The organism is Pleurocapsa sp. PCC 7319, from assembly GCF_000332195.1.
Lineage (GTDB): Bacteria > Cyanobacteriota > Cyanobacteriia > Cyanobacteriales > Xenococcaceae > Waterburya.
Genome location: NZ_KB235922.1, coordinates 5,192,038 through 5,204,650, shown reverse-complemented (window position 1 = coordinate 5,204,650; position 12,613 = coordinate 5,192,038). Strand labels below are relative to the sequence as shown.

General features: G+C 38.5%; 11 protein-coding genes. 5 read left to right on the top strand and 6 right to left on the bottom strand.

All coding sequences use genetic code 11. The annotated features are described in order from the left end of the window. Window positions 1-284 precede the first annotated feature (284 nt). Together PLEUR7319_RS39720 and PLEUR7319_RS0127730 are read right to left on the bottom strand one after the other, a co-directional pair. Window positions 285-500 carry a hypothetical protein gene (locus PLEUR7319_RS39720; protein ID WP_071592944.1) on the bottom strand — a complete coding sequence of 72 codons (216 nt, stop codon included), beginning with the start codon at window positions 498-500 and terminating at the stop codon, window positions 285-287. A 284-nt stretch (window positions 501-784) separates the two neighbouring features. Continuing rightward, complete coding sequence (locus PLEUR7319_RS0127730) at window positions 785-3,406, bottom strand: chloride channel protein (protein WP_019508493.1); 2,622 nt, start codon at window positions 3,404-3,406, stop codon at window positions 785-787. Window positions 3,407-3,909: 503 nt separating this feature from the next. Here PLEUR7319_RS0127730 and PLEUR7319_RS0127725 point away from each other — a divergent pair. The 3 genes from PLEUR7319_RS0127725 to PLEUR7319_RS0127715 all read left to right on the top strand — a co-directional run bounded on the left by PLEUR7319_RS0127725 (window position 3,910) and on the right by PLEUR7319_RS0127715 (window position 7,808). Beyond that, complete coding sequence (locus PLEUR7319_RS0127725; RefSeq protein ID WP_036799176.1) at window positions 3,910-4,824, top strand: ParA family protein; 915 nt, start codon at window positions 3,910-3,912, stop codon at window positions 4,822-4,824. Next, a complete protein-coding gene (locus PLEUR7319_RS0127720) occupies window positions 4,811-7,123 on the top strand; it encodes a putative PEP-binding protein (protein ID WP_019508491.1) in 2,313 nt (770 codons plus the stop codon). Before PLEUR7319_RS0127725 ends, PLEUR7319_RS0127720 begins: the two co-directional genes overlap by 14 nt. 88 nt (window positions 7,124-7,211) lie before the next feature. Then, the gene (locus PLEUR7319_RS0127715; RefSeq protein WP_019508490.1) at window positions 7,212-7,808 is read left to right on the top strand and encodes a DUF4126 domain-containing protein; all 597 of its coding nucleotides are present in this window, start codon (window positions 7,212-7,214) and stop codon (window positions 7,806-7,808) included. A 119-nt stretch (window positions 7,809-7,927) separates the two neighbouring features. On the opposite strand, the gene pstA is transcribed toward PLEUR7319_RS0127715, so the two are convergent. Continuing rightward, the gene (gene pstA, locus PLEUR7319_RS0127710; RefSeq protein WP_019508489.1) at window positions 7,928-8,827 is read right to left on the bottom strand and encodes a phosphate ABC transporter permease PstA; all 900 of its coding nucleotides are present in this window, start codon (window positions 8,825-8,827) and stop codon (window positions 7,928-7,930) included. A 39-nt stretch (window positions 8,828-8,866) separates the two neighbouring features. Beyond that, a complete protein-coding gene (gene pstC, locus PLEUR7319_RS0127705) occupies window positions 8,867-9,763 on the bottom strand; it encodes a phosphate ABC transporter permease subunit PstC (RefSeq protein ID WP_019508488.1) in 897 nt (298 codons plus the stop codon). Window positions 9,764-9,978: 215 nt separating this feature from the next. On the opposite strand from pstC, the gene PLEUR7319_RS0127700 reads away from it, so the two are divergent. After that, window positions 9,979-10,416, top strand: a complete 438-nt coding sequence (locus PLEUR7319_RS0127700) for a peroxiredoxin (RefSeq protein ID WP_019508487.1) — start codon at window positions 9,979-9,981, stop codon at window positions 10,414-10,416. 389 nt (window positions 10,417-10,805) lie between these two features. Here the strand turns inward: PLEUR7319_RS0127700 and PLEUR7319_RS0127695 are convergent, their stop codons facing one another. Continuing rightward, window positions 10,806-11,432 (bottom strand): CPP1-like family protein, encoded by a 627-nt coding sequence (locus tag PLEUR7319_RS0127695; protein ID WP_019508486.1) that lies wholly within the window; start codon window positions 11,430-11,432, stop codon window positions 10,806-10,808. A 64-nt stretch (window positions 11,433-11,496) separates the two neighbouring features. After that, window positions 11,497-11,712 carry a DUF2839 domain-containing protein gene (locus PLEUR7319_RS0127690; protein ID WP_019508485.1) on the bottom strand — a complete coding sequence of 72 codons (216 nt, stop codon included), beginning with the start codon at window positions 11,710-11,712 and terminating at the stop codon, window positions 11,497-11,499. A gap of 100 nt (window positions 11,713-11,812) precedes the next feature. On the opposite strand from PLEUR7319_RS0127690, the gene PLEUR7319_RS0127685 reads away from it, so the two are divergent. Next, window positions 11,813-12,463 carry an HAD-IB family phosphatase gene (locus PLEUR7319_RS0127685; RefSeq protein ID WP_019508484.1) on the top strand — a complete coding sequence of 217 codons (651 nt, stop codon included), beginning with the start codon at window positions 11,813-11,815 and terminating at the stop codon, window positions 12,461-12,463. Window positions 12,464-12,613 lie beyond the last annotated feature (150 nt).

Below are 12,613 nucleotides of genomic sequence, written 5' to 3'. Positions count from 1 at the left end.
ATGATTAAAAACAAATGTGAAACATCAAAATTTTACATTACATTTATTAATGTGAGTCTATTCAAAAAAAGTGGAGAATAATACAGATATTTATCAAAGGTTATTCTGATAATAATTTGTTTTATCTGTTAAAATCTTGAAGTTTGTGAAAAAATATTTCAGTGTATTTTTAGATATAAGCTGTAGCTTAACATCTCAAATGTTAAAATCATAGCCAAAAACTAAGTTATCAAGTCATGACAATTATCTACTTGTAAATAAAGCAACTAAATAAATTAATAATTTCACACAACTGGTATTGGTTCAGTTTTTTGCTGAGAAGATATTGCCGCTTGAATTAAAGATGAATTAAGCTGAATTTTATTTTTTGTGGTTGCTGTAGCTTTTGTCTCTAAGTCGGGCATCTCTTGACGACAATGAGAACAGAACCAGTAACTACGCTGGTTTCCTAGGTGGCGAAGCATTGAGCCGGAACAGCAGGGACAAGAGTTATTATTCATGGGTCTTATTTACCTTGTATTTACAATGATTTAGTTAAAGAAATATTTAAAATTTAAAGAGTTCGTAACGGATATATATATCCAATATAAAGAATATTTTTGAGATGTAAGTAAATTGTCAAAATCTGCAACAATACAGCTCCACAAACTTTAAGTTTTAATTAAAGACCACTGTCATTTTTGACAAGCAAATGCTAAGCAACCCTTAAAAAAAAATTGCTTCCTAAAATAACTTAGAGATATTTTGATTTAAATCATTAAAATGATCTGTAGTGTTAGACACTTTACTGATTAAAACTACGAAAAATAATTACTGTGGTTTCTGTCTGTCTAGCGATCGCATGAGGAATATTGCCTTTGACAGCATTTTGGAGCATACCTTCGTTACTAGCCCCTAAAATGACTAAACCATACTTTTTACGTCGAGTAAGGTGAACAACAGCCTCAGAAACCGAGTAGGAAGGAATTAGTAACGGAATAATTGGGCAGTTCATAGCGTTTCTGAGCAACTCAGTAGCTTGCTGAAAATCATTAGTAGAAGGCTTAGATTCGTCTGGAGGATAGATATGACATAGCTGTAACTTTGGCGGTACACAATCCAAACCAGCCAGAGGGGGTAAAATAGTTAATAGTTTCTTAATGCGATCGCCTCCTGTAGTCGGAATAAGCCACTTATGTCGCAGATCGCGTTCTTGAGGAAAAGCATGAGGTGATTTGCCAAGTTTGACTAGCATCAAATCACAACTTGCTTGTTTAATCAAAGAGTCAGTTACAGTTCCAAAAATTGACTCAATACTAATGGTTTGACTTTTCCAACCCATCAAAAGTAAATCTATATGTTCTCTGGCAACGGTTTCCAAAATTGCTTCACTAACATCGGTAGCAACGCGAATTTGAGTATGCACGGGAATAGCTAATTTGCTGCCCCAGTTTTCTAGACTTTGCATCAACTGTCGATTTTTGGCGGTTTCTACCCCTGCCTGTGCTGGAAAAATATGATTGGGTACGCATATGACCTGTAAAAATTCAATTTCATACTGATGGTATCTGGCAATTACACCAGCAATTTCTACCAAGGCCTGAATATTCTCAGGATTAGCTACGGGCAATAAAATCCGACCTTTTCCTGTAGCTGGGGAACGAGTTTGATAGACCACATAGGAAGGTTCAAATCTAGCCTTTGGTTGATGCTCGCAATTCAACTGTTTGGCTTCAGCTTTAATAATATCGCTACGGGTAATAATTCCCAGTAGTCTATAACCTTCCGTTACCGGCAAACGTGACAATTGATAACGGTTCAGCAGATAAAGTACATCAGCTAGAGAAGTATCAGGACTAACTGAGATGGGCTGGGAGGTCATAATATCTTTAAGTAAAGTAGCGGCGTTTTTTTGGCTATCTTCAGGAATATCTGATTGAGTAATAATGCCTACTAATTTTCCTTCCTCCACCACAGGAAAACCACGATGATGCGATCGCGACATAGCTTGAATTAACTCTGGAAGAGTTAGGTTGCTGGGAAAAGTTTCTACCCTTGACTGCATGACATCATCTGCTGTCAGTTCTGCCATAAAGTCGTTTTGGGGATGCTCTTCGGTTAATTCAATGCCACTAGCTTCTAATAAATGTTCATATAAAGACCCCTGAGAAACACTTTCTGCGACAATATAGGCAATTGCACAACTAATCATCAGAGGCAATACCAAGTTAAAATCGGCAGTCATTTCAAAGACAATGATAATTGCCGTGACCGGAACTCGCACCACTGCCGTAAAAAAAGCTCCCATACCTGCTAGCGCAAAAGTATAAGCAGATTCAGAACTAATTAGGGCAACTTCAGCAGCCCCTACTAGATATCCTAAAGCCGAACCCAAGACCAAAGCCGGAGCAAACAAGCCACCAGGCGCACCGGCACTATAAGCTAAGATGGTGAGACAAAACTGGGCGACAAATACTAAAGCTGTCATTTGCCAAGAGAATTGTCCGGCAATCAGTAGTTCTCTTAAACCAGCATTATCCTGAAAAAAGGGCGGTAGCCAAGCGACGATGGTTCCCGAAATCAATCCTGCTAAGCCAATACGAAGTGGGATGGGAAACGGCAAACGGCGACTAAACTTCATGCCTCTAATAATGGCACGGTTAAAAACCCCTCCAAGGATACCCGCTAGGATACCCAGCAAGATATAAAAAGGAATTTCGGGAGGGGCAAAACTGCCCCGACGAGCCGAGTCGATTACTGCCAACGGCACATTAAGATCCGCTGAACCTAAAATCCGAGAAACAACCGCTCCCGTAAAAGAGGCAGCGATCGCCGTTTCGAGAGTTAAACCGGAAATATCTCGCATCAACTCTTCGACTACAAACAAGACTCCGGCAATAGGAGTATTAAATCCTGCCGCCAATCCGGCTGCTGCCCCCGCCGCAATCATTTGACGACGATTAGTAGGGGAATTAGGAATCCAGCGACTAACTTGCGCCCCTAATGCCGCACCAATATGTACTGTCGGGCCACGACGACCTAAAGTAAAACCTGCCCCAACAATTAAGATAGTTGCCAGAGTTTTCACTAAAGCTGTTCTGAGGTTCAAAATAATGGGGTATTTAGCCAAGGCTGCTTTTACTTGAGGAATACCACCACCGGCAGCAGAGGGAGATAATAGCTCGATAACCGCCCCTGCTAAAGTGCCTAAAATCAAACCTACCAAAGGTAAGACGATTTTTGCCCCTACTATATGGACTGTCCGAATGCGCCATCCTCCTAGCCAGCTAATCCCCTGCTTAAGTAATACAGCAGCTAACGCCGAAAACAACCCAATTAAACAAGCTTCGATCAGTGCGTAGCGAGTATCTAGAGAACTACTTGCGAACCACGAAGATTTACGCCAGTTGGCAAGCAGATTTTTCATTCTTCTAAGTCAAGCTGTAGTTTGAATTATTGCTACATCTATCCTAAACTGCTAACTGCTCGATAGTTAATAGTCTATTGTCAATTAGTTGATCTAGCGATCGCCTAAAGGGAACCAAGATTTATCCTTAATCATGAAATTTTGCCTAAAATACCGCCATTAATAGACCCTCAATTTACAGCTTAGAATTCAAAACTACTAACTAAATAAAAGCTGCCAACTACTATGTTCTAATTTTTTAAAAAAAACTGCATTTAATTAACTATTCTAAAATTAACTTCATATTTTATAGCTCTCAAAAATTGTTTTAGATTGATAAAAATCAGCAGTATTCGATTAAATACGAGTTCGCCAAAGTAAATTATTCCCACAAGTCTCCAGATTTATTGCTAGGTATAGTTATCTTTATTGACTTAAAAAACTTTAGGAAATATTATGATTTATCCTTGTCACAATATCTTCTGGCACACTTACGTTAACTGAGACTGTTAGGAATTTCAAACATGGGAACTATCATCAGCACCGTCAACATGAAAGGTGGAGTAGGTAAAACTACTCTAACTGTTAATCTTGCTACCTGTTTGGCTAAAAGACATAACAAGCGTGTATTAGTTTTAGATTTAGATTCACAAATTAGTGCCACCTTGAGTTTGGTCTCGCCCCACGATTTTGCAAAATTACGTAAGAAGAAACATACTTTAAGCTATCTCCTGGATAATGTAATTAATCCTAATCCTTGGAGTAAATTAGAGATTCAAGATATCATTGTCCCCAATATTTGCGAAATAGATGGTTTAGAATTACTTCCGGGAGATATTGAACTTTATGATGAGTATCGAGTCTCAGAAATGTTACATCAACAAGCTGTTGAAAATGATGAACAAGAGTTTCAAAAAGTTTGGGATAACTTTGAGAGAATTCTGATCAAACAAATTATTGAACCAGTCATCGATCAATATGATTTCATTATTCTTGACTGTGCCCCAGGATATAATCTACTAACCCGTAGTGGTATTGCTGCTAGTAATTATTATCTGTTGCCTGCGCGACCCGAACCTTTATCTTTAGTGGGAATTCAACTATTAGAAAGGAGAATTGCCAAACTAAGAGAAAGCCATAAAAATATTCAGCCTCTAGATGTAAATCTTTTGGGAATTGTGTTTATTCTCTCTGCCGGTGGACTGATGGGCAGATATTATAAACAGGTTATGAAAAGAGTTAAAGATGACTTTTATCCTGAACAATTATTTGAACAATCAATTCCGATGGATGTTAATGTTGCCAAGGCAGTTGATTTATTTACCCCTGTCACTTTAGCCATGCCAAATTCTGGAGGTTCCAAGGCATTTATGAAATTAAGTGACGAATTCTTAGCAAAAGCTTTAGTTAAAGAGCAAGAGTTGGTTGCTGTTACGTAAAACAGTGAGCTATATTTACTGGCTTTCACAAATTCAGCATTCAGAACAGTTTTTGGTTGGGGAACAACTATTTATCCTCAGCCAATTACTTCAACACGAATGTTCAATTTTCCCCGGATTAGTTTTAAGTAATGACCTATTACATCAGTTTTTAGCCAATCTAAAAGAGGAACAGTCTTTAATTTATCGTTTGTTTGATTCCTGGAAATATTTAAATGTTAATGACTATCAAGCTCTACAGTCACTTGCCAGCCAAAGCCGGCAAATAATTAACCAGGCTAAATTGCCGATAGCATGGCAAACAGAGATCTTTCAAGTAGTACAGCAATTAAATGCGGACAGTTTTATTCTGCAACCTTTTGTCACCATTCCCCATCATCAACATCTAGATAGTAACGGTTTATGGCGATCGCATACTTGCAATAATAATCCCGAAGCTTTAGCTCAAGCAATCAAACGAGTTTGGTCAGAATTATTTACTGCCAAAAGTTTATTATATTGGCATAAATTAGGGGTGAGTGTCGAAAAAATCGAGCTGGCGATTTTAGTTAGACCATTAAAATCTGCTTATGCTTCGGGTAGTATTGAAGTTGCTTCGGGTTTGTTCCGAATCAAAGCTAGTTGGGGTTTAGAGCAGAGTTTAATCCAAGGAGACGTAGAACCAGATGAATATTATGTAGATCGTCATTCAGGCTATGTAATATCACGCCATCTGGGACATAAAAACTATGCATATCGTCCCCAAAAAATAGACCTCACCTCACCATTATCCGATTGTTTGGAAGGCTATATTCCTCAGGAAACCTCCTCGGATACTTATGTTTTAGAGCCAAAGGCGATCGCCAGACTACTTGAGTTGACCCAAGATATTTTAGAGAAACAACCACAGATTAAATATCTAATTTGGGTAGCGCCAGAGATAAAAGATCAATCTGAGTCGATATCACATTTTTACTTCACTCAGTTTAATCATCTTTTAGCTTCGTCTACCAATCTACTTCCCAAGAAAGTAACTCAAGTTTTACTACCTTCATCATCAATACGACCCTTATTAACTGGTATTGCAGCTTCTCCAGGTAATGTTCTAGCGAAGGTGATCGTCATTGAGAATTTTGAAACTCAATCATTCTCTATTCCTGCTGCTAGCATTTTGGTCACTAAAAACATTACTCCCGATCAGGTATCTTTGATTAAGCACGTTAAGGGAATCATTACCGAAACAGGTGGCAAAACCAGTCATGGAGCAATTATCGCTAGAGAATTAAGTATTCCGGCGGTGGTTAATGCTGTCAATGCGACTAAGATTCTTCACAATGGATTAGAGGTGTTATTGAATGGGAATGACGGCAATGTTTATCCCGCTGCTGCGGCCAAACAATTATCACGGTCTCATCTGTCTCCTGACCATTTGTTTACGCCCAACTATCCCATCGCTACTAAGCTCATGGTTAACCTTTCTCAGCCGGAAAGCCTTGCCAATGCTCTTGATTTACCGGTGGATGGAGTTGGGCTATTACGTTCAGAATTGATGCTGGCAGATTTATTGGCTTCTCAGTCAATAGACCATTGGCGAGAAGAATTATCTCGAACTCAGTTTCTCTCTGCCTTGACTGATTCTCTCTATCAATTTGTGGCAGCTTTTGCCCCTCGTCCTGTATTTTATCGCTCTCTTGATTGGTATGCTAAAGACTCACACCATCCTAGTTTAGGTTCTCGAGGTACATATAGTTATTTAGCCGATCCTACTTTATTCTCTTTAGAATTAGAAGCACTAGCAAATATTACAGCAGAAGGTTATTCAAATCTAAATTTGATTTTGCCCTTTGTTCGCAGTGTCGAAGAGTTCAAATTTTGTTATCGTTGTTTAGAAAATACTGGTTTAACTGCTGAAAAATCATTTCAAGTCTGGATTATGGCAGAAGTCCCATCGGTAATCTTTTTACTCCCTGATTATATCCGTGCCGGGGTTCAAGGTATTGCTATTGGTACTAATGATTTAACCCAGTTACTTTTGGGGGCGGATCGAGAACAGTCTGATTTGAGCGATCGTGGTTTAAATGCTAATCATCCAGCTATGCACAAGGCGATCTCTGAGTTAATTACTACTGCTAAAGATAACGGTATCGATTGCTGTATTTGTGGTCAAGCACCAGTAGAGTATCCTAATCTGATTGAGGAACTGGTGAAATGGGGAGTTACTGCAATTTCCGTTGAACCAAATGCAGTCGAAAAAACTTATCAGGCGATCGCTCGTGCGGAAAGAAAAATACTGTTAAGTTCTCTGAACAAACAACTATAGTTCTATCGTTCGTTGTTATTTATTCGTCGTTACTTATTACTGAAAAATTTTACTGAAAAATTTATTTTAATTCTATAGCCGAAAAGATATGGAAATTATATTAGCTCTCTGTTTGGGAGTTACTCTGAGTGCAGCTTCTGGATTTCGCTTATTTTTGCCACCATTAGCGATGAGTTTAGCCTCTCTTTTTGGAGATTTGCAATTATCATCTGGATTTGAGTGGTTGGGAACTTATCCAGCAGTGATCGCCTTGGGAATTGCTACGATTGTCGAAATCTTAGCTTACTATGTTCCCGTTGTAGATAATCTACTAGATACGATTGAAATCCCTACCGCAGTTGCTATTGGGACGATTTTAACTGCCGCTAACTTAGGTGATATAAATCCCGTGTTGCAATGGGGTCTGGCAGCGATCGCCGGAGGGGGAACAGCAGGAATAATTGAAACCTTTACGGCTATGACTCGGGCAGCTTCTACAGGAATGACAGGAGGAACAGGCAATTTCTTGGTCGCAACTATTGAAGCCTTAAGCTCTGGAGTTTTGTCTATTTTGGCTTTAACTCTACCTTTTCTGGCTGCTGCTTTAGTAATTAGCCTTTTGATTATGGCACTCACTAAATTACCGAGGTTGATTGCTTCTCGCCGACGCAAACAAACCAGGGCAAATGATACCCATTTAAATTAAAAACACGATCATTACCGTTTGTAGGGGCGAACGGTCGTTCGCCCTTATGATTTATTTGTCGTGAATACCATTGTTTTGTAGGGAAAAGATTAGAGCTGATAGCTAATAGCCAAGCTTGATTAATATGTACGTTTTGCCGTTGCTAAACGAGAAATGATACTGGTTGCTAAAACCAAAAGTACCAAAATAAATGCTGCCCCCCAAGCTAAATCCTGCTGATTTTTAAAAGGAACGATCGCAAAATTATAAACTAATACTGCTAAAGAAGCAGTCGGTTCAACTAGTAAGTTGTCCCAGTTGGGCCAATATTGAGTAAACAAAGCCGTAAAGAGTAATGGTGCAGTTTCCCCAGCAGCACGAGCGATCGCTAATGTTACCCCTGTAATAATGGCTGGTATCGCCGCAGGCAAAACGACTTGTAAAACTGTTTGATATTGACTAGCTCCAACACCGACCGATGCCTGACGAACTTCTTGAGGCACAAGCTTCAGAGATTCTTCAGTTGTGCGGACAATAATTGGTAACATCAAAATCGCTAAAGCAAAACCACCTGCCCATGCCGAATAGTTTTTGGTAGTCAAGACAATAGCACTGTAGGCAAATACGCCCACAATGATTGAAGGTACACCACTCAAAACATTAGTCGCAAAACGGATCCAGTCGGCAACTTTGCCCTCATTAAATTCTGAGAGATAAATCGCCGCCATAATTCCCAGAGGAACGCTTATCAGTGCTCCAATTCCCACCATAATAACTGTTCCTAAGATGGCATTACCAAAACCACCTCCATCGACTAGAGGAGGAGGGGGTAATTCCGTAAAGACAGAGGCTGAGAGAGAGCTGATCCCTTTGGTTAGGAGATAAGTCAGAATAATAAATAGAGGCACAATTGCTATGAAAGTAAATAAACCAGCAATGCCACTCATAACTAAACCGAAAAGGGTACGAGGCGAGGTGGGATTGCGTTTTAGGCTAACTACTTCAAAATCCTCATGTTTTGGGGTTTGTTTTACAGTCATTATTTTATTAACTCGTTTTACTTAATCTCGATGATGTTTTTAAATTTTTTGTAGTCTGGTTACTAGTAACTGAGCAAGCACATTTACCACCAAGGTAATGACAAATAAAATTAATGCTGCATACATTAACGCCGCTACCTGTAAACCACTGGCTTCCGCAAATTGATTAGCTAAGAGAGAAGAAACTGTATTTGAAGGTGCAAACACTGAAGGGTCTACTTTATTGGAGTTCCCGATCAGCATTGTGACAGCCATTGTCTCTCCTAATGCACGCCCTAAAGCCAACATAATGCCACCAATAATACCTGAAGACGCAGCTGGTAAAATGATTTGTAAAATTGCTTCCCAACGAGTCGCCCCTAAGCCTACCGCAGCTTGACGTAGACCTATATCTACATTAGTTACTGCATCTCTTGAAATGGCAGCAATAGTAGGTAAAATCATTACCGATAGAACTAAAGCGGCTGGTAACATCCCTGGACCCCTTAAGGGGGTAAAACCTTTGAGAAAAGGAATTAAAACAAAAATGCCCCAGAGTCCATAAACCACACTAGGTACAGCAGCTAATAGCTCTACCAAAAAAACGATAATTCGCTGAACTGCCGGGGGAAAATAATCTTCACTGAGAAAAATAGCTACTCCCAGACCAATCGGCACAGAAATTGCCAGAGCAATTAATGAACTGACCAGAGTACCGTAAATTGCCGGCCAGACTCCGTATTGATTATTAACAGGGTTCCAGCTACTAGTAGTCAGAAAGTCTAAACCAAATTGTTGAACAGCAGGCATGGCTTTAATCGCTACTTGGATTGTAATCCAAACCAAAACACCTGCGATCGCAAAAGCTAAAATTTTGGCGATCCAATAAAAACTATTATCTAAAATTCTTTCAATACTAGAACGGGGTTCAATTCTCGGCTCGTAACTTTTATTCATAAAATTTATTTATTTACTTTTAATTGTTGCCAAAGATACTATTTCTAATTAGAATTTGAAGTTTCGTTAATTTCAGTATTTTACTAAATATTTTTTTACCATATATTTATTAAGCCCAGTTAAAGCTCGAATTATTACACACCTAATTAATCTGTCATCGTCTAATTACGTTAAAGTTTAAAAGTGAAAGCCAGATTAAATAGGATTTTTAGACTATGACTTTATCAGTAGGCACAACTGCTCCAGCTTTTACAACTACCGATGATGAGGGGAACAGCATTTCTTTATCAGATTTTGCTGGCAAAATAGTTGTTTTGTATTTCTATCCTAAAGACGACACTCCCGGATGCACCAAACAAGCCCAAAGCTTCCGCGATAATTTTGCGGAATACCAAGATAAAGACATGGTAGTTTTAGGTGTGAGCATGGACGATCAAGCATCTCATCAACAATTCAAAGAAAAGTATGGCTTGCCCTTTAAGCTTCTAGTTGATAGCGATGGAGCAATTACCAAAGCTTATGATGTTGATGGTGGGGGGTATGCTAAACGCGTAACTTACATTATTGATGGCAACGGTAATATTACTCATGTTGATGACAATGTAAATACTAGTACCCATGCTACTGATGTATTATCCAGTGTTGGAAAATAGATTGCTGTCAGCTATTAGTATCTTATCTCTCAACTTATCTTGAGAACTAAAAAAGTAACTGATAGCCTTCATAAGCGGAACTGTTCAGATGAGACCTCTATCTCCATCTGAACAAGATAACTTTTCCAACAGCTTTTTTCTTGGCAAGCTAATAGGGCAACAGGTTGGCTTTTAGAATCAAATAAATTCGTTATTGGATAAAAAATACTTTCATAGCAAATCGTATTTAAAATAAGTGGCTATAGACATGAAAAGCAAGCCTCTTGGGAAACAACCAAGAAAGCAAGTGTCGTAAAATTATTGTTTATTCTTCCTCTAGTTAACTGGCAAGTAGAGGTTTATTCTCTGCATAAATGAAAATATTATCGAATCGACATTGAGATTTAAAACTAACGTAAAAAACAGCTAACCAGCCAAAAAAGACAAAAAGTCACTGCTGAAGTAAATTGATCTCCTCCTAAGACTGTCACATTACCTTGGCTAAAAAGCAAGTTAACCAATACTGTGCCAAGAGCAATTCCGGCAAATAGAGTAACAAAGCTCATTAAAAACGCTCGCCCAGAACGACCTTCTTTGCGATTAAGAAAATAGATATTAGCAATAAAGCCTAAAGCCATGAGCAGTGGCACTATGGAGGCCTCTGTATTCTGAGAAAATACAGCGATCGCTGATAAAGTCAAGAAAATTCCAGTCGGCCACAAAATATCAGCTTGAGAGGGAGTATCAATAAAATCTTGTAACCAAGCAGCTGAATTATCGTTGACCATCTGCGGTACTTTCAAGGATTTTTCAACTGTACGTTCAGGAAAGCGAATCTTCTCTGGCACTTTAATCTTGCCTTCTTGGCGTAACCGCAAACGGTCCATAATAATGGTATCGTAAGCGATTTCGACACTTTCTAAAACAGTACTATCATTCCCGTGTTGTTCATACAGCCGTTTTTTAGCAGCTTGTATTTCTTCAAAAGAAGAATTTTCCGTGACCCCAAGTTGTTCGTAGGGATTTTGTTCGCTCATCTCTTAACCTGCTTTATGTACCTAAACTAATTTTAAATTTTTCAAGTCTGCCAGATTGTTTTTTTTAATAAACTTCCCAAAACCCAAATGCTGGTCCAATGAATCTAACCGTTACCCAAACAGCGATCATAATCCCAATACCAATCCAAGCTCCTGTACTTGTCAGTTTCAGAAATTTTTCTGATTGAGCCTTGGTGATGGGTATCCAGGGCAAAATCCTCTCAGAATTTTGTCCATATTGTTCTCCCAATGCTTCTTTCCGGCGCTTTGCTTCTCCCATAATATAAACTATTGATTATCAATGAGATAGTTATGAGTCGATCATAACGTTTTCTGGTCCTGCAATAAACTAGTCTGTTGAACACTTTGTATTAATAATAATGAAATTTTCAAGAGTTGTTTTCTGTGATTTTGATGGCACAATAACCACTCAGGATACTTTTGTCACTATGGTCAAAAAATTTGCTCCCGAAGTATCCGTTCAGCTACTTCCGATGATTTTCAGCCGTCAAATCACTCTAAAAGAAGGTGTTCGACAAACTCTAGAGTCAATTTCAACTAATTATTACCCGCAGATTATTGAACATACTGCTAATCAACCAATTCGTCCAGGATTAAAAGATTTTTTAGATTTTCTTAACTATGTCAAAACTCCTTGTGTCATCATTTCTGGGGGATTAACAGACGTTGTCAAAGCATTATTAGAACGTCAACAGCTAATAAATAAGATAGCTGGAATTTATGCGGGAGAAGTCGATCAAACAGGTCAATATTTACGAGTTTATTCCTCAATTGAAAGTGATACCGAACTAGTGGCTAAAGTTAAAGCGATGGCTAAATATCCAGCAATAGAGAAAATTGCTATTGGTGATTCTGTAACTGATATTAATATGGCATTGGCGGCTGATTTGGTTTTTGCCCGCGATCGCCTCACGGAATATCTAGATGATGAAAAAAAATCCTATGTTCAGTGGCAAGATTTTTTTGATGTGCGAGATTATTTAGCATCTCATTGGCAAATAGATTTTTAGAAGTAATTTTTTAGCTAAAATACCAAGAAAAATACTTGTATGAAGTACCTGATTCCAGTAACGTTATAAGCTTATGGACTAAATCAGTCCTGATTTTAGTCTATTTGATTAGTCATAGATTACTAGATTAATTTACTTACCATCCAATAA

Bases quoted from the DNA above. Each gene is read 5' to 3' on its own strand.
- PLEUR7319_RS39720 (WP_071592944.1), bottom strand. From the start codon at position 500: ATGAATAATAACTCTTGTCCCTGCTGTTCCGGCTCAATGCTTCGCCAC.
- PLEUR7319_RS0127730 (WP_019508493.1), bottom strand. From the start codon at position 3,406: ATGAAAAATCTGCTTGCCAACTGGCGTAAATCTTCGTGGTTCGCAAGT.
- PLEUR7319_RS0127725 (WP_036799176.1), top strand. From the start codon at position 3,910: ATGGGAACTATCATCAGCACCGTCAACATGAAAGGTGGAGTAGGTAAA.
- PLEUR7319_RS0127715 (WP_019508490.1), top strand. From the start codon at position 7,212: ATGGAAATTATATTAGCTCTCTGTTTGGGAGTTACTCTGAGTGCAGCT.
- pstA (WP_019508489.1), bottom strand. From the start codon at position 8,827: ATGACTGTAAAACAAACCCCAAAACATGAGGATTTTGAAGTAGTTAGC.
- pstC (WP_019508488.1), bottom strand. From the start codon at position 9,763: ATGAATAAAAGTTACGAGCCGAGAATTGAACCCCGTTCTAGTATTGAA.
- PLEUR7319_RS0127700 (WP_019508487.1), top strand. From the start codon at position 9,979: ATGACTTTATCAGTAGGCACAACTGCTCCAGCTTTTACAACTACCGAT.
- PLEUR7319_RS0127695 (WP_019508486.1), bottom strand. From the start codon at position 11,432: ATGAGCGAACAAAATCCCTACGAACAACTTGGGGTCACGGAAAATTCT.
- PLEUR7319_RS0127690 (WP_019508485.1), bottom strand. From the start codon at position 11,712: ATGGGAGAAGCAAAGCGCCGGAAAGAAGCATTGGGAGAACAATATGGA.
- PLEUR7319_RS0127685 (WP_019508484.1), top strand. From the start codon at position 11,813: ATGAAATTTTCAAGAGTTGTTTTCTGTGATTTTGATGGCACAATAACC.